The 18,165-nt window shown below is 44.5% G+C and carries 14 protein-coding genes and 1 pseudogene; 1 reads left to right on the top strand and 14 read right to left on the bottom strand.

The genetic code is table 11. The features are described 5' to 3' along the window. Nucleotides 1-21: 21 nt before the first annotated feature. From AC04Q6_RS03835 to AC04Q6_RS03775, 13 genes are all read right to left on the bottom strand, one after another. The gene (locus AC04Q6_RS03835; protein ID WP_476389533.1) at nt 22-6,540 is read right to left on the bottom strand and encodes a SpaA isopeptide-forming pilin-related protein; all 6,519 of its coding nucleotides are present in this window, start codon (nt 6,538-6,540) and stop codon (nt 22-24) included. Nucleotides 6,541-6,695: 155 nt separating this feature from the next. Further along, nucleotides 6,696-7,961: a DNA primase gene (locus AC04Q6_RS03830; protein ID WP_476389532.1), complete on the bottom strand. Its 1,266-nt coding sequence runs from the start codon at nt 7,959-7,961 to the stop codon at nt 6,696-6,698. Nucleotides 7,962-8,025: 64 nt separating this feature from the next. After that, the gene (locus AC04Q6_RS03825) at nt 8,026-9,180 is read right to left on the bottom strand and encodes an ERF family protein (RefSeq protein ID WP_119248217.1); all 1,155 of its coding nucleotides are present in this window, start codon (nt 9,178-9,180) and stop codon (nt 8,026-8,028) included. 36 nt (nt 9,181-9,216) lie between these two features. Next, entirely contained in the window at nt 9,217-9,930 is a 714-nt protein-coding gene (locus tag AC04Q6_RS03820) for a hypothetical protein (protein WP_119248216.1), read from the bottom strand. Nucleotides 9,931-9,946: 16 nt separating this feature from the next. After that, nucleotides 9,947-10,465 carry a hypothetical protein gene (locus AC04Q6_RS03815; protein WP_110103106.1) on the bottom strand — a complete coding sequence of 173 codons (519 nt, stop codon included), beginning with the start codon at nt 10,463-10,465 and terminating at the stop codon, nt 9,947-9,949. Between the two features lie 56 nt (nt 10,466-10,521). Then, nucleotides 10,522-11,634: a hypothetical protein gene (locus tag AC04Q6_RS03810; RefSeq protein ID WP_118031066.1), complete on the bottom strand. Its 1,113-nt coding sequence runs from the start codon at nt 11,632-11,634 to the stop codon at nt 10,522-10,524. A gap of 18 nt (nt 11,635-11,652) precedes the next feature. Next, a complete protein-coding gene (locus AC04Q6_RS03805; RefSeq protein ID WP_005423021.1) occupies nt 11,653-11,784 on the bottom strand; it encodes a hypothetical protein in 132 nt (43 codons plus the stop codon). A 476-nt stretch (nt 11,785-12,260) separates the two neighbouring features. Next, the gene (locus AC04Q6_RS03800; protein ID WP_005423033.1) at nt 12,261-12,488 is read right to left on the bottom strand and encodes a cold-shock protein; all 228 of its coding nucleotides are present in this window, start codon (nt 12,486-12,488) and stop codon (nt 12,261-12,263) included. A 113-nt stretch (nt 12,489-12,601) separates the two neighbouring features. Continuing rightward, nucleotides 12,602-13,060, bottom strand: coding sequence for a hypothetical protein (locus AC04Q6_RS03795; RefSeq protein WP_110103104.1), 459 nt, complete (start codon nt 13,058-13,060; stop codon nt 12,602-12,604). Nucleotides 13,061-13,064: 4 nt separating this feature from the next. Then, nucleotides 13,065-13,751, bottom strand: a complete 687-nt coding sequence (locus tag AC04Q6_RS03790) for a hypothetical protein (RefSeq protein WP_476389531.1) — start codon at nt 13,749-13,751, stop codon at nt 13,065-13,067. A gap of 73 nt (nt 13,752-13,824) precedes the next feature. Further along, nucleotides 13,825-14,481: a hypothetical protein gene (locus tag AC04Q6_RS03785; protein WP_118069895.1), complete on the bottom strand. Its 657-nt coding sequence runs from the start codon at nt 14,479-14,481 to the stop codon at nt 13,825-13,827. An 18-nt stretch (nt 14,482-14,499) separates the two neighbouring features. Then, nucleotides 14,500-14,952, bottom strand: coding sequence for a zinc-finger-containing protein (locus AC04Q6_RS03780; RefSeq protein ID WP_055066318.1), 453 nt, complete (start codon nt 14,950-14,952; stop codon nt 14,500-14,502). A 91-nt stretch (nt 14,953-15,043) separates the two neighbouring features. Continuing rightward, the gene (locus tag AC04Q6_RS03775) at nt 15,044-16,006 is read right to left on the bottom strand and encodes a S1 RNA-binding domain-containing protein (protein WP_476389530.1); all 963 of its coding nucleotides are present in this window, start codon (nt 16,004-16,006) and stop codon (nt 15,044-15,046) included. 286 nt (nt 16,007-16,292) lie between these two features. Between AC04Q6_RS03775 and AC04Q6_RS03770 the strand changes: the two are divergent. Continuing rightward, nucleotides 16,293-16,502 (top strand): annotated as a pseudogene (locus AC04Q6_RS03770) (transposase); the annotation flags it as partial. A 994-nt stretch (nt 16,503-17,496) separates the two neighbouring features. Here AC04Q6_RS03770 and AC04Q6_RS03765 read toward each other — a convergent pair. Beyond that, entirely contained in the window at nt 17,497-18,042 is a 546-nt protein-coding gene (locus AC04Q6_RS03765) for a winged helix-turn-helix transcriptional regulator (RefSeq protein WP_118069893.1), read from the bottom strand. Nucleotides 18,043-18,165: the final 123 nt, after the last annotated feature.

The following is an 18,165-nucleotide window of genomic DNA, read 5'->3' as shown; positions in this document are numbered from 1 at the left end:
ATCGAGCAGCCCAGAACCGTATTAATTTCCTTTTTTCTTCTTATACCAGATCACGCCGCCAATGCCGCAGGCAGAAAGGACTGCCAGAAGGATCGGAAGCCAGATGTTGGTGCTGTCCCCTGTTTTCGGGCTGTTTCCTGTCGGTGTGCTGCCGGAAGGGGATTTGGTATTTTTGATCTCTTTTACGATCTCGATCACCTTGGTTTTTCCGTCTTTGTATTCAAAGCGGATCTCTTCTTTTTTGCTGCTTAATTCATAACCATTTGGTGCTTTGGTCTCTACCAGGATATATTCCACGGTTTTCTCTACTTTTCCATTTTTATAAGTAGCAATCGGAATCTTGCCGCTTGTCGCTGTTCCGGTCTTATCCGTTACCAGTTTTTCTACGACTTTTCCGCTCTCCTTTTCACGCAGTTCAAATTCTGCTCCTGAAAGGGCTGCCTTACTGGTGGAATCGGTCTTTTTGATGACCAGTTTTCCATACGGATGTGCATCCTTCATTTTGACTTTCTGGACTTTTCCAGTATCTTTTACCGTAAATTTCACATCTTCCGCAATGAGGTATCCATCCGGGGCTTGCTCTTCACGAAGGGTATATTCGCCTACCGGAAGTTTTTCGATCATATGCGGTTTATCTGTGGACGTCCAGCTTTCAACTTTCTTTCCATCTTTATCCAGGATGAACAGTTTTGCTCCCGGTACCTCACTGGAATCCGTAATGTCTTTCTTGCTGATTTCCACTTTGGTCACATCATCAAGCATCTGGTGTTTCTGTACTTCTTTTGTGTTTTCGACGGTAAATTCAATACTTTCCGCAGTCACATAACCATCTGCCGGCTTTGTTTCTGTCATCTTGTATTTCTTTCCTGCGATAAGACCCTTGATGATATGTGCTTCCTCTTTGGATACCCATTCATCCACCGTATTTCCATCCTCATCTGTTACCTTTAAGGATGCTCCCGGAAGTTCTTTTTTGTCCGTCAGGTCTGCTTTGGAAAGTTCTACCGTAGTCTGTTCATCTTCAAAGGTGAACGCATACTCTGCAACACTGGTTCCACTGCCCTGGTACTCAAAAGTGAATTCCTGCGGTTCCTGGTCTGTCACATAGCCATCCGGGGCGGCAAGTTCCTTAATGTAATACCTGCTGTCAACCGGAAGGTCTGCAACAAACTGGATCTTTCCATCCTCATCTGTGGTCTTCAGTTCGATCAGGGTGTCTTTCGCAAGGAGTACTTTTCCTTTTGAAGATACGATGTCGTCTGCTGCATAGAGGCCAAAGATCGCCCCGGAAAGTACTTTGTCACTGTCCTTTTCTTTTTTCAGGACTTCCACCTGTACCCTCTGGCGTGCATTCTGCCAGTCGGCACTATAAGTAACCAGAGGTGTATCCTGGTCACGGTATGTAAGATCCACATATCTTCGTTCATTATCCAGAACGTAACCATGTGCAGTCTCTTTTTCCACGATGTAATAACGTCCAAGCGGAAGGTTATCCATCTGTGCGATGCCATTTCCATCTGTTGTAATGGAGCCGACCAGTTCATCTGCCGCATAATAATCTGCACTTACCCCGTCTGCTGCACGGATGGCTTCTGCCGCGTAAACATTGAAGGTTACATCGGTCAGGTTTCCGGTCACATAGTTGAACAGGTGCTCGATCATGCCTTTTGCATTGTCAAGAAGGGATACACTGTCTAAGAATTCCCCTTTCTTGTTTACCAGAAGTCTTGCTACCGGGACTTCATCTTCCATTTTGACTTTCTGTACTTCTGCAGTATCAGAGATCGTGAACTCTACGTCTGTTGCACGTAAGTAACCGTATGGTGCAAGCTCCTCACGCAGAATGTATGTTTTTCCAACCTGAAGTCTCTTGATCACATGTGGGGAATCTTTTACGGATGTCCAGGAATCGATCACGTTGCCATCCTTATCCAGTACACTCATGGAGGCCCCGTCAAGTTCTGTTCCAGTCGTGATGTCTGCTTTTGTCACTTCTACCGTTGTCGGCTGGTTTTTCTTCACGGATTTTAATTTGATCGTTTTTACGTCCTGGCCCTGGTATGTGGCATCAAATTCCAGGATCTCATCGGAAGATACATAACCCGCCGGCGCCTGCAGTTCTTTCACATAGTATCTGTCAAGCGGAAGATCCAGCGTAAACGCTGCCTTACCTTTTTCGTTGCTTGTGATCTCCTGAAGCAGTGTATCTGCTTTTACGATCACCTTGTCGCCGGAAGAAATTGCTTCTTTATTGTATAATCCAAAGGTTGCACCTTTTAAAGCCTTTCCGGTCTCGGCATCCTGTTTTTCCACACTCAGCTCTACTTTCTGGCGTTCATTGGAAAATTCCAGTTTTTCTTCGATCTCCGGTGTGTTCTGATCCTTATAGATAAAGGATACTTCCTGACTGTCTGGATTTAAGACAAATCCGGCCGGTGCTTTTGTTTCTTTCACACGGTATTTTCCAAGCGGAAGGTCTTTGATCACAGCTTCCCCATTTTTATTAGTGGTCACTGTTTTTACCAGGGTATCCTTTGCATAGATCACGTGACGGTTTCCCTGCTCGTCCACCTGATGATCCGGTGTGAAAATATCTTCTGCTGCGTAGATTTCAAATTCTGCCCCTTCCAGGGAAGTTTCTTCGTATACAAAATCCTTTTTAAAGGATTTTAAGGTTTCACCGGATTTATGGATCACCAGTTTACCTTTGACCGGATGGTTTTCATAGGTCACGGTAATGATGGCATCCCCGCTGACAGAATCCATCTGATAAGCTGTATTCTTGTCAACTTTAATCTCCACATACTGGGTATTCTGAGTGTAGCCATCCGGCGCGCTCACTTCCTCGATCCTGTAATTTCCGCATTTTAAGGATTCCGGAAGGATCAGGTAACCATTTTCGTCCGTAAAATAGGATTTATGGACAACCGTATTTGGATAGGTCGTTACCTGTTCCACATACTTTTTCGCATCCAGGTCGTACACTTTGAATTCTGTATTGGCAAGGAGGACCGGCTGTTTGGTCTCATCATCCTGTTTCACGATCTTAAGCTTTGCTTTGAACTCATCGTCCAAAAGGACTCTCCATACCTGCGGTGTGCTGCTGTTCTCGGTTACGGTTACGGTAAAATCATCTACCGGCATGAAATTATGCGGTGTTGTGGTCTCACGGACAATGTAGCGTCCATAAGGGATCGGGATGCTGCACGCATAGCCGCGTTCATCGGTAAACATTTCTGTTTTTCCGTCTTCCGTAAGAACGATCGGGGTCGCATTTGTAAAGTCATAGCTTCCATCGTCTTTTACAGTCAGGCTGCTGATCAGATAAGCAGAGAATCCGGCACCTTTTAAAAGATCCGCATCGGTCTTATCATTATCCGCTGCTTTGATCAACTGGAATGGCTGTTTGATCACGTCTTCTTTGGAAACGGTATTTCGTTTTACCGTCTCTACCTGGTCTCCTTCGTAGTCGCAGTTTACATCATGCTCCTCTTCGTCCAGAAGATAACCTACTGGAGGCGTGATCTCCTTCAAATAATACTTTCCAAGATACAGGTTGCTTACGCTTGCTTTTCCCGTTTTATCGGTCGTCAGGGTAGCTACCTGCTCGTCCTTTTTATAAAGGACTCCGCTCCTGCCATCCGGATGATTAATGTCTTCCCTTGCATAGAGCCCGTAAATGGCTCCTTCAAATACTGCATCTCCCTGTGCGCTGTTTCCTGTCTCGCTGTCTTCTTTTACCAGGTCGATCGTTGCATTTACACGCTTATTTGTAAAGGTATGGCTAAAGTTTACTTTTTCTTCCTTATCATTGGTAAACTTAAAAGTGAAGGTGTAAGTATCCTCACTGTTTCTAAGGTAAAGTTCCGGTGCCTGGATCTCCCGGATGCTGTAGCTATAATTGATCGGAAGTTCCGCTTTATAAGAAGCTTTTCCATCGGCTCCGGTCGTTGCTTTTTCGATCAGGGTTCCTTTGGGAACAACGGTCTTACCGTCAACTTTGATATCTTCTGCTGCATACAGCCCGTAGATACCTCCGGAAAGCGGATTTTTTGTCTCTTCGTCCTGTTTTTCCACACGGACTGCTGCCTTCTGGCGTTCATTTAAAAAGGTGGCACTGCCGGTCTGCACTTCTACGGTCTGGCCTGCATACACAAGTTCAACCGTCTTGGACTCTCCTTTACATACATAATTATCCGGAGCCTTCGTCTCGGTTACTGTGTAGGTGCCAAGATAGAGATCCTTTAACGTAACGCTTCCGTCATCTCCGGTAACCAGATTATCCTTGACAAGCGCACCTTTTTTATAGATGAGGGTGCCATCTGCCGCCTTGATATCTGCACCTGCATAAACACTGTAAACGGCTCCTTTCAATTTCCGTTTTTCGTAGGTAAATGTCACACCATTTTCCGTGACGGCAGCTCCGGTGAGCACTTCTCCTTCTTTATAAATGGTGAGTGCACCTTTTTGCTCTTTATCCGTTAAGTTCTTGGAAGCGGTCTTCCCTACGACCAGTTTTACCCCATAGGCTTTCGTATCCAGCACGTATCCGGACGGGCCTGAGATCTCACGAAGGTAAACGGTATCCTGTGTTTTGGTGATCTTTACTTCGGATTCCCCTTTTGCATTTGTTGCCGGCATTTTTTTGATAAGTTTCGTGCAGGCTTCATCTGCATAGATGCCGTAAACGGCACCTGCAAGGAGCGCGTTGCTTCCCTTATCTTTTTTGATGATCTTGACCGTTGCTTCATCCGGCCAGTCTACCTCCAGGTTCAGCTCCAGTGTATCGGTATAATATCCAAATCCGATATCCTGGCTGTTCGCCAGCTTTAAGAGCATGGCATGGAAATTAAGCGGATAGTTGGATGTGATCGCATATTTTCCTTTCAGGCTTCCAATATTCTGGGTGGTTGCTTCCAGATGGAATTTTTCACCGCCCTTTACGCTCACATTTCCGGTCCCGGTTTTCCCTGTCGTCTCATTTACAAGGGAGACCCCGTTTTCCAGATGGATCGTGATCACAAAAGCTGCATTTGCCTTCCATGTAAATGTCGGGCTCTGGTTTCCATTTGCAGAAGCACTGAGCCCTGGTGTCAGTTCCATGGTCGTTGGATCCGGCATCTTTGCAAGGGCTGCCTTGATCTCTTTTAACATGTTTTTGGCAGTTGTCGAAAGGGAGCCGCCAAATCCGGATTCCCCGTCATATAAATAATCGACCAGATAATGCTGCATTGCACGGGTCTCGGAGGAACAGCCGTATTTTTCCATGATGGATTTGATATTATAGCCGTTGAATGTGCCGCCCCATCCGGGACCGCCATATCCGTAAAACATGGCCTTCCTTAAATAACGGTCATCGCCGCCTTCATCCAGTTCGACCATATTTTTATAAGTCGTTCCACTTGGCGGGGACTGTTTACTGTGCTGCATGCAGTATGCATAGACGGTATAAGTCTTTCCGCCTGCTTTGTAACGGATATACTTATAGGAATCATTTCCGCCCTGTCCCATAACAGAATCAAAAGGATGCAGTTTTCCATCTGAATAGTAGTAATAGGTATTAGCTTCAATGTCTGTTGAATCATCCCACAAGTCTCCATCGGAAGCTGCCACGGTACTAATACCGCCCTCAGCCTGGTCATATAGCACACTTAATGCAACATCATCTTCCGGCATCTCAAAGCTGAAGGAATTTGTTCCCTCATCGTAGCTTACTTCTGCATACAGAAGATCTTCGGTATTCTCTGTCTGGTTTGCTTCGACAAGACTTGTTCCCACTGCGATCAGGCTTCCCTGCGGGATATCACCGGAAAAGTTGACCGTCTCCCCCGTCTGGTAACGTCCGTCCTCGTGGTCCAGTTCAATATTGAATTCATTTCCCTGTACGATGTCAACCTGATGGCTTCCATCCTCTGTTTCCTCATCGGAAAATCCTTCTGCTTCCTCTTCTTCTGGCTCCTCCGTTTCTTCCGGCTCTTCCAGAGTTTCCGGGGCATCTTCCGGGCTTATGGTCGGGAGGACGGGGTCTGCCTCCGGTTCGTCATCGCCGGTTTCCTGTTCCTGGCCGCCATTGGATCCGTCTGTTTCTGCTTCCCTTGGTGTCACCGTAATGTTTCTGGCAACCAGATAGGCTTCTCCCGATGCGGGCGTAACAAGATATACGCATTTATAGGTCCCCGCATGGTTATAATCAAATACAGTCCCGTCTTCCATTGCTGCTTTTTTCAGTTCCACATGGTCTCCGTCAGAGAGTTTCAGTCCTGTAAAATCATTCTGGATATCAAAGGCTTCCCCTTCGGTAACCATAAGCGCAAGTTCCGGATCAGCAACGGTTTCCTCGATCAGTTCCTCCTCGCTTTTCTCCGTCTGCGTTTCTGTCTGTGTTTCTGTCTGTACCTCGATCTGCGTCTCGCTCTGTGCGGAAACGCCTCCCACCTCAGCGGCGGATACTGCAGAAGCTCCCGTCTGCAAGAGCGTAGTGCAGCACAGAGCAAAAGCCATCGCACCCGCCATCCATCTTTTCTTCCAGTTTTTTTCCAAGTGCACGTTCTCCTTTCATGATCGCTTTTTTCCCTGCAGTTTTCTTTTGGTCCGTCTCTTATCTGCATCGCTTTCTCCTTTCTTCCGGCTTTTTCAGCCAGATAAAAAGGAAACTGAAAAAAATCCCAGTTTCCCTTTTATCTGACCAAACCATTTTATGCCGTCTTTCTGTTTCCTTTTTCCTCTTTTTGAAGGATCCAGTCATCCACGCCTTTGTAGTGTTTCATCCAGGTACCGGATGCATCGGTATCCCAGGTGACTCTTTTGCAGGATACATTCAGTTCCTCACAGATCTCATATAGTTTTATACAGCCTTTTCGGATCATGTCCCGCTTTCTGCGCTTTCTGGGGCATTCTCCATGATACAGATAAATTCCATGTTCACATTGCCGGCACGCACTTTTTTCATCGTGCTTACAGGACAATTCCATCATTTTATCCATGTCGTAACATTCGTAAACTCTTTTTAACCCCTGCTCTTTCAGTTTTCGCAAGACAGTTTCCAGTCCTTTATGATTGGAAACTCCAGGGACTCCGATATAAGGATTTCCTGTACACATCCATGCGATCTCTGCCTTTAAGATCCCTTCCGTTACGTAAACCGTGCCATCCTTTATTTTCCCAAACACTCCTGCCGGGCTGCCGCTTGATGTGCCTTTTTCTAAGCCGCTGCTGGTAAACCAGAGGTACTTCCGTTCTTTTAAAGGAATATCCAGCCGGATCTGGAATCCTATGATCCGTTCCTTCCCATCCCGGACCGGGCAAAGATACCCGTTATTCTTCCTATAAAAAGCAGCTTCCCAGTCACCATCCCGGTTGATGAAAAATCCAGGAACCCCATCCAGGCGAAATCCCTTTTTTAAGAGCTTTCTGGCAATGGCCACGGAATTCTCCTCATCCGTACTTAAAAAACCTCGTTCTTCCATCTGTCTGACCTCATTTAACGTCAGCCCACGCAGGAGAAGGTTCCTCCGGTGTGTTTCCTTAAGCTTAAGAAAAGTGAGCATTTCCTTATATACATGGTCCCGGTAATCCCATTCCTCTTCCGTAAGGGAAATGCGTTTCTTTTTAGAAACGATAGAAGCGAAACCATTTCGTGTCGTGGACTGCTGTCTTTTATCCGTTCCAGAAAAAGAAAGTGCCTGCTTTATCTCCCGGTAGGCTTCTTTATACCGGTTTCTCCCGTAAATGCCGGATAGTTCCGCATACAGTGTCAGCATGTTTCCGGATGCTCCGCAATGATAGCAATGGTAAACATTTTTCAGTTCTCCATTTTTGCGGATGCAAAAACTGCATTTTCCTCTTAAATCCCCGCAAAAAGGACATTCCACCGGAAATTCGTCCTGGTAAGAATCACTCAGTCTTCGGATTGACAAAAGATCTGCTACTTCTGCGATCGTAAACGATTCTCTGGCATACATGCCTTCCTCCTTTTCATAAAAGATGGCCCCGTTCCCGGAGCCACCTCAAACTATTTCTCTGTTTTCAGGCTGCTTTTTGCATTTCCTTTTCATGATCCAAAAGAATCTTCGCAGCTTTCTGTATTTCCTGATTCTGGCCTTTGTAACGCTGTACCAGCCATTTGATCGTCTGGTAACCTCTGGCATCCTGCATCATTTCCCCAAGAGGGGTTCCGGCATAGACACCAAAATTGCAGATAACCTTTTCTGCCCATTTCACTTCATCCTCTGCATCCTCTTCGTGAGCCATATCCTCCAACACTTCCTCAGCAGTCTCTTCTGGTGTTTCTTCTTCTGCATCAAAAGAAATCTCATCATCTTCATCAAATGGAACTTCATCCGTTTCTTCTACTGCACGGAAACCGTCTGCATCCGTCTCGGCAGTAATTTCCTCATCTACGGAGATTTCCTCGGTCTGAACCGGATCTTCCGCTTTGGTTTCTTCATCGGAAAATTCTTCCAGTCCGCTTTCACTTTCTTCCATTCCAAAAGTCATCTGTCCAGGAAGGTTTTCTTCTGTATCCGTCACTGCATATTCCACTTTTACAGTACCTTCTGATATGGCATTTCCATCACGCAGTTTTTTACGGTCCGTTTTCTTTTCCCTGACCGGTTCCGTTTGCTCCGGCTTTGCTGCAGTTTCTTTTCTTTCTGCCTTTTCCTGTTTCTTTTTCGGTTTTTCCGGTTTTACGGAAGCTTCCTGCTTCGGCATTTCTTCTTTTTCCGTCCCACGCATGTCCGGATCGTCTATTCCAGATGCCTGCATGATGTTGAATTTATTTAAGAAATAATACTTCAGGCCATACGTCCATGCCGCACCTTTTGCTTTATCCGGTGCTTCATTGGTCCCAATGACATGCAAAAAGCTCCGTACCTTGTCTCCCGGACGGTCTGCATTGGTCCAGCACAGCTCCAGGTCAGCCTCATATCTCCAGAGCGCTCCCATTTCCTTTAAAAACACGGAATTGCCCTGTTCGTCCATCTGTGTCGGCCTTTCACTTAAGATGTCAAAATCGACCCCGTATTTATTAAGGGCCGGTGTCAGGCATTCATAGATATCATCCAGTTTTACAAAATCATAAGTAACGTCCTCACTGTACCGTTTGCGGATCAGCTTCGGCACCTTTTTTCTAATCCTGATCATCTTCTGGTTCAGATTCATGTAATTGTATTTACCCATATTATTCGTTTCCTCCTGATTTTTTCATTTTTTATACTAAGCAGAACGCGGAAGGCTTGCCTCCGGCCCTGTCCCAGTCTTTTTTAACATTTCTTCCATTTCCTCCCGGATACATCCGATACAGATCTTCTTTTTTGAGATCTCCGGAAGTTTTTCAAGCAGCCACTTCTGGGCGAAAAGCTCTGCTGCCCGCTGTGGGTTGCTTAAATATTCCAGAAACATCCAGTCAGAAAATTCCCACTTCATATCCGCAAAATGAAACTGCGGCTGATAGATCAGATCCTCCGGCCGCTTTCCTTTTTTAATAAAACGGTCTGCATTTAGCTGGATATAAACCCTGCTGATCTCCGGGATCATCTGTGCAGCTGCATACCCGCCTTTTAACAAAAGTTCATCCCATTGTTCCCGGATAAGTTTCTTTCCAATGCGGCTTATCTGTGTTTCCAGTTTCGGGATCAGATCCTCACGCACAGGAAAACCAAAATCATCCGGTATCCCGATCGGTTTCAGAAAAATATCTTCTGCTTCATAAAGGGAATACTCCGGCATGTGGATCACGGCACACCAGTTCCGGTCTGTTTTTCTGTTTTCCTTTAAACAATCAAAGAAAAAGAAACAGTTTCCATATCTTGCCTTTATAAACAGCTGTCCGGAAAATTCTTTTACTTCACAATCCGGCGATTTCAGCCATGCGATCAGTTTTTCTGCCTCCCTGCTCTCTTTTAACCAGTCCGGAAGTTTTCTATCCATCACATACCTCCGTAATTTAGATATATGGCAGGGAATACCTGGAATACACCATCTTTGCCTGTTTTAAAAATGCAGAGCCTTTTTCTGCTTTTGCAAACCATTCCACAAAAAATCGTGTCAGGTTCTGCTGCAGTGTCCGGTGGGTATCAAGGGCATAATCCACAAATTCCCCATATCCGTCCATACTTCCTGCAAGCAGGTAGCAGGTAAACATTTTTGCCATCTGCTCTTCATCTGAAGGATTGATCTCCATTTCCTCTGCACCTTCATACACCAGGCGCACCCTTTCTGGCTGTTCCTTTACATGCAGGCACAGATCATCGGCCATCAGTTTCGATGCTTCGTTTCGAAGGTCGTAATATCTGACCTCTGAAAGACCTTTTAGCCAGGCAAACCCAAGATAAGTGTAATTGTCTTTTATTTCCTGCTGCTCTTTTGCCATGGACTCCATAAATTTTTTGTGTCCGGTGGGATGGCAGTTCAAGTATTCATCTACCAGCAGCCTTGCCACATCTTTTCCATTCGTAACCTTCATGTTTTCCTCCCATCAAAAAAAGACAGTCCATGCTGTCTCCATTCTTTTAAATCCTGTTAGTATTTTACAGTGCCAGGAATATCATATTCATGCCAGCGTTTTGACACACAGCCGGCAATTTTTTCTTCCAGAGCTAAAAGTCCTCTCTCATTCGTCTTTTCCTGCCTTGCAATGGTAATGGATTCACAGATCCCGCAGTAGATCTCGTATGCGCTGCATGGCTCATCCCCGGTAGTAGCCTTAAACTGCTCCACGGTTTCTGCAAGCAGTTTTTTTCCAAATCCCGCCTGCTTCATGATCCCTGCCATGGCATTTGCCGGATGCTCGATCCAGATATCACACAGCCGCATGACCCCTTTTAAGACTTCCCGGTAGTAATCGAAGATCGACTCTATGTTTTCCGTGAAATCTTCCATTCCTTTACAGTTTTTGTGCGTAACCTTCAGGGCATTGCCAAGGATTACATTTCTTGTCGGCTCCTGCAGCGAATAAAAAATATTCGCTCCGGACACACCAACGTCTGACGTAGTGATCCGTACAACTGCTTTTATGTCCTTATCGGTCTTTCTTCCATAATTCTGCATCAGTTCCTTATAAACATCTGTAAGTTTCGTATCTTCCAGCTGCCAGGACGCCGTAACAGAATAATGATCTGCATAGCCGTTTAAAAACGTTGCCTTCTCATAATCTCCATGGATATATGCCGAGGTAACCATGTACATATCCGGCATGGATATGATGGCATAATCTTTTTCATCACCGGACAGGACTGCCCTTATTTTTCCTTCACAGAAACGGATCAGTGCTCTTCCTCTTGCAACCTTCAGGCATTTATTCAAGATCTCTGCCAGTGTTTTCTTATCGACATCTGCCAGGGCTTTGCCATCAATCCTGGCCCGTCCTTTCAACGATTTGATTGCTGAATTTCCTATATAACAGATCCTCTCGGGCAGGATAAGAACCAGCCTGGAATGAGATAAGGTATCTTTTTCCAGTGCTTCCAGGGAAATGCCCGGAACCTCTGTACAGGTTTCCTCTCCTGCAGCTGCCACCTTTAATTTCTTACTGGTGATCCGGATCCATTCTGCCCGGCTGTCTATCTCTTCCAGATACTCGCACAGTTCCTTTTCTGTCCGGAACTCCTTATAAAAGTCATCTTTATAATACATAATGTCCGCCTTTCCACGCTAGCTGAAAATCCGGACTTCAACAGCCTGTATCTTTCCATCTTCGATGCAAAATACATAGCCGTCTTCTGCCATCTCCATAAGCATTCCAATTTCCAGTGCATTTGCGTTTTCCCATTTAATTGTCTCCATAATCGACCCTCCTGATTTTACAATGTGTTTTCTTTTTTTGATGTTCTTAAGGTATTTCTTTTTGCAGTTTCCTTAACTGACAGTTTCATTCGTGCTCCTCCTTTCTGCTTTTTATGCAATAAAAAAAGACACAAAAAGAATCTTCTTTCCTTCTTGCATCTTCCTTATATTTTGCATATCCATTTTTTCTCATTAAGGGCAAGACCGCCCCAAAGTGTTTCTTCCGGAATGTCCGGAACTAAAGAATAACCACAGTCTTTTATAGACTGTTAAATTATTTTTCATTTAAAGACTACCACAACATTTTGTGGTTGTCAATTATTTTTAACTATATATTGTGTTATTGTGTGAGCTATCTTTATTATTCTGTTACATGTTGTGACAGGCGGCATGATACCGCCTGTCTTTTCATCCGTCTGCATAAATGCATGTATCTGAGGGGAATAGGTAATCTGTACATGCACTATGAAAACGTCTTACTCAGCGTTTGGATCCGCCGGGGAAATATTTTTGGCAAGGCTTCGCCCGTTGGCATCCGTCCCTGCTTCAAAAAGGACCGGCTGGCCACCGCTTAATTTCCGGTATCCATCCATCTGGATCTCCGAAAAGTGGGCGAAATAATCAATCCCGTCTTCACCGGTGATAAAACCGTATCCTTTCTGTGCGCTGAACCATTTCACGGTTCCCTGTAGTGTTTCTGACATATCTTTCTCTCCTTTGCTGTATTTCCCGCAATAGTCTTTTGCGGAAACAGGGCAGCATGGAATCGAACCATGCCTGGTGCTCCCCTCCCTGCTATAAAATGGATCTCTTCCTCTTATATTTCTTCGTTTCCCAAAAAAGTCCCGTTATTGAGTGCTGCATCCACCCGGCGGATTCCTACCAGCTTCTTTTCATTTATGCCAAAATAAAACCGGTAACGTTTTCCCTCCAAAACTTTTACGTTTTTATCCAGCAAAAGTTCACTCTGCCGTCCGGCCGGATCACTTACCCGGATCTTCCGTAATCTTGCAAAGGGATTTTTCCCGTCTATCCCGGTTACCAGCCCTTCCACGATTTCATAGGTCTTTTTATCCGCGGTGCGGAAAATAAGATATGTTCTTATAAACCCGATAATCCCAAGCAGGAAAGACCAGAAAATAAAAGTTTTGTCTTTCATCCATGTTCCCATAAATGATCCGAAAAGCAGGATAAAAAGAGACAGGATACCATATCGCTGGATCCTGTCCTTAAAAAAATCCGGTATATTCTGATAACGTGTTCCAAAATCTTCCAAGCATCTATACAGCCTGTGCCAATACGGATGTTCCGTTTGCTTCAAGGCAGTCCTCCCTTCTTATGTTGTCGATCACAAGCTGTTTCTTATAGTAAAGCTGCGCTACACGGCTTATAAATTCCCGTTGGATGTGTTCCTGGAGGGAATCTGCTAAATTGGGTTCCCTGCTTTTTGCCTCTTCTTTTAAACATTTCAGGTGGCAGGAAACATCCCCTTCTCTCTGAAGATTGGAAAGTATCTGGTATTCCTCTTCTGTAAGCAGCGGCTTTTTAAAAGCCCTCAGTGAAAACTTCAGTCCTTTTCCCATGGAAAGGGCTTCCATAAAATGCTTCATGCGTTCTGTCCGTGAAAAGGCCATGGGAGCCATGACTGACCGTCTGATAATGCTGTATACAGCTTCCTCTCTGGTACATCCTTCTGTCAGCACAACCAGGCCCCGCTTTACCAGACGGTTCAGGCAAAACTGAAAATCCTCTTTGTCCGCCCATTCCTGTGCCTGTTTTTCTCCAAGGCTAAATACAAGAAGACGATGCATCTGGGAGTGGACCTTATCCTCTTCACAGAAAGACCAGGTGAGCGCAGCCCACAAAATAGTTTCCATTTCTGTAAGTACTTTTTCTTCCCCATCTACCCAGACACAAAACCTTCCATCTGCATCATTCTTTTTTTCATTCCGATTGCTGTATACCATCTCATGACATTTCCTCCTTGTCATTTTCACTCTTTCTAATCTCTGCTTCTGATCTGTTTTCTTTCATAACTTGTTACCCATACATCATCATTTCCAGGAGTTTTGGAAGTACATACCCCAAAAGCATGCCTGCTGCCGTACAGATTCCGATATTCGGCCGCCGCAGTTTCCATACTTCCTGTGTTTTGGTCCCGATAATCCTTGTTCTTCCCGGTACGATCCACCTGAGTTTCCGATAAAACTCCATGAATCCCTGATTGTCAAAGCCAAAGGATCGTACACAGAAAACATCCCGTTCCTGTTCTTCTTCATCCAAAAGGAAAAAGCTTTTCTGTTCTTTCCCTTCTTTTCGGATCACGATATAAAATTCCGGAACTCCCCGTCTGGTTCCTTCTACGATCTTATCCATCTCATCGTAAAAGATCCTGCAGGACTCATATTTTCCGTTTTTTTCCGGCTGGCAGACTGCCTGGCTGTCCTCTTCAAGTGCCATATAACAGTTTTCTGCCTCCATGATCCTCCGGCTGATTTTTATGGCCTGACGAAGAAGCAGGATTATCGCAAGCGCCAGTGCAGTACACAAATATGCAAGATCCCAGCATCTTTTCTGGTATATGAAAAAGTATGCGCTGATTCCCTCTGCCACACTGCATATTGCTGTCATAATAAAATACTGTTCTTTAAGGTCCATCAGATGATATACATCATCTTCTGTCGCCTGTAGTCTCAAGGGCATCCATCCTTTCCGTCATGCCACGCTTATTTTATCCGGGGATTTCTTTTTTTCCTCTCGGCTTTTTATATAGTCTGTACATTCCCGGATGGTCTGTTCACACAGGTAATAAGAAAATTTCCCGATATGTGTGTCCTTTTCCCGGAGATTCAAACGGTTCTGAAGCCAGATATATGTGCTGTGTTTGGTCATATAACCATTTTTCCAGATTGCATCCAAAGCTCTGTGTGCTTCGATCCGCTTATTACGCAGATTGCTGTCAGCCATGGTTCCCATGGGACGCATACTTTTTTTGTGTGCCCCAATGTATGAATCACAGGAAGGATAGCCGCTGCATACATACAGGTATTTCTCCGGATCCAGGTTGTTATCCCCATAGACATAGGCTGCCGGCCTAAGTACCCCGGGTCTTTTGCAATATGGACAGTACAAGGTTTCCCTCATCTGTTTTTTCTTCTTTTTTGCCATCTGACGTCACTCCTTTCCATCTTTTTCTCCGATATTAAAGAATTCCCTTTTTCTGTGTCAACAGAATTCTTTGAAAATCATAAAAACATTTTCAGGAAGCTCTTTTGATAAGCCTTGTGATAATGCCTTCTGCCACTTCATAGTTGTCGTTGATGCGGGTCACCACAAATCCGATCTTATCTTTCTTTCCCGGAAGTGCGGACATATTGCAGGAATGTGCCACGGCATTGACTCCGATATCAAGGCGGATAAAATAGGTTCCCTTATGAGCTTCCGTAATAATCCCTGTATATTTTCCCTGTTTATGGCATTTCCGGAGGTTATCTTTATTGATATTGGCTGTCGGACTCTTTGCATCCACTTCTATAATGATCTGGTCAACAGAGCTTGCTTCCACCTTATTGACCATGACCAGCACCAGATCGCCTACCTGGAATTTTTCTCCGGCATCTACCATCCACTCCCATGCCATATCTCTGGCCCGGACAGATACTTCTACACCAAAGACTTCCAGGCGGACTGCTTTGGGAGCTACCGCGATCACCCTTGCTTCTACGATCCTGCCTTCATAGAGCATTGGTTTTTCTGTATCTTCCCCAAGGTAAAAAGTCTGCCTCTTTTTAAGCATTGCATCTTTTCTGGATGCTACAACACTCCGGCTCTTGTTATCCAGATCTTTGATGATGAAATCAATATCACAGCCGAGCATGTTGTTAGCAATACGGACCTGACGGTTTAAGGTATCCGCGTTTTCACGCCCGTCTCCCTGAAGGTTGATCATCATTTCATTCATTGGGATAATGATCCGAAAACCATTAAAGTATGTAACAGCAACCATCCATCCGCTCTCCAGTTTTTCAATGCCCCCAAGCTGGCCCGTCAGGATCTTTCTGGTACGATGTGCATTCAAAAGCTGATGCCATCTGGCTTCTTCCTGTTCCTCCATGCTTTCAACCTGCGCGTCTACATCGATTGTCAAAACACCATCGTAGACTGCACGCGGAACATCTTTTTCCCCATTTCCCGCCAAAACTGTTTTTTTGGTATCCTCCATATACTTCCTCCTGTTCTTATTTATTTTTGTCTTCTCTGCTCCATCCAGAAAACTCCTTTTCCTCCGGTACTCAAGAAAGACAAAAGAAGACACAAAAAAAGCAGCCCGTTTAAAGCTGCTTTCTTCATGCCTTCTTTTTACAGATACCATTCTATAATACATGGAATTCTATGTCAATATTACCTCGATTGCAATAGTGTCGCATATTAGTTCCTTTTATGAAGCCTGTACGACAGAAGGATTTGGTAACACTAAGAACTGCCAGATTCCTGTGTCCTTATAGAAAATTCCATCTCATGGAACAGATGTTAATTCCATTATGCGGGATATGATGTCTATCATTTTGGAAGGCGCCATTGATCAGGAACTGGATGAAGAACTGGGATATTCCAAATATGATTATCGAAATAAAGAAACCGATAATTCCAGGAATGGACATTCCCAGAAAACGTTACATACCAGTTACGGAGATATGGAGATTGATATTCCAAGGGATGCCTTCTTTCATCAGCATAATCATTGTATCAGGATAAAGTTCACAAAGTATCCGCAATACGTTCCCATAAGTTCATGTCATTATTAGAATCGTACATATTTCAGTGTAAAAAGTTCACTATTCAAATTCTGATTATTTATAGTTAATATGTTCTATCAAAATGACTATTTTCTTTTTCATTATTTAATTTAACAAAACAATTCCTATGCCAAAAGGCGGAGTTTACTTTACATTTTCCCCACTAAAGCTGAACAAGTCGAACTCTGTATATGATATTATCGTATACAGGAATATGTTTTGTTTGGTGTATCGAAGAAAATAAAAGTAACGGCATTGTATGTTACGAAAGTGATATACAGTGTCGTTATTTTTATGCTATAATGCGGATATGAATTTAACAAATCGGAATTGTGCGCCCAGACAAGGGCGAGTAGTCTAGCAGGTGGAATGCCTGTCTGGTAAGGTCTAACCAACCGCCAGTAGCGAGTCCTGGGTGACTGCCAGTAATGGTAGTTGCTAAGCGTAGACAGCGAGAAAATAGAGAGTGTGATTGAGCCTCGAAATTTTGATATCTAGAAGGCTGACGTTTTAATTCCAGCGGAAAGCAACACAAACCAAATCGTCATGGTAAGAAATGGTTTGCTTCTGCGGGGTCAAAGAGCACTTTATGTTTTACATTGTGACTATTCAGTCAACTGGGGAGAGCCTGTTGTTTCTTGTCATTGCAAGTATGGCAAACAACTGCAAAAGGGAGAATGCCAAAAGAACAGCAGGCAGTCGGATAGCTTCATAGTACTGAAGAAGTTGGGTAATGCCAATGGAGGGAAGGGAGCTACATAATAATGGTCTTTCTGAGGACACATCAACCGTACTCAGGGACGGAGGTATTGATGGAAACAAAATTGGAAAGAATAGCAGAAATATCGGCAAGTTCGCCGAGACCAAGTTTCACATCGTTGTATCATCTAATCAATAAAGAAATGCTTCTGCAATGTCACAAAGAATTAGACGGAAGTAAGGCAGTTGGTATGGATGAGATTACGAAGAGAGAATACGAGAGGAATCTGGAACAAAACATAGATGACTTGGTAGAAAGATTGAAAAGAAAATCATACAAACCACAGCCATCAATTAGGGTATATATCCCTAAAAGCAATGGAAAACTTCGACCATTGTCTTTTTCGTGTTTGAACCCCCAAAGCATGATCTGATAAAAAATCGGCATCAGGTCACGGCCCCGCTCGGTGAACGAATACTCTACATGAGGCGGGATTTCATTGAACTGTACCCGGTTGATGAAACCGTCCCGTTCCAGTTCCCGCAGGGAGTTGGTCAGCATGGTATTGGTGATGCCCGGAAGTTCCTTTTTTAAGGTGCCGAAGCGGGCCGTATCATGGATGCACAGCTCATAGAGAATCTGTGTTTTCCACTTTCCCTGAAGCATCAGAAGCAGCGGCGTGACCGGGCTGTTGCCCAGATCGGTGACGATTCCCTTCTTGACATCGCGCAGATATTCCTCATATGTCATGATATGATCCATCTTGATTCCTCCTGTTTATAGCCTTGGTCAGTAGTTTGATACTATGTACGAACTTTCTGCGTACTTGCTTTCGTTTTCGGATACCGTACAATATTTATACAATGAATCGTCAAGAGAGGAGGC

This window comes from Blautia sp. HA9023 (assembly GCF_056504095.1).
This window is presented reverse-complemented; position numbering and strand designations above follow the sequence as displayed.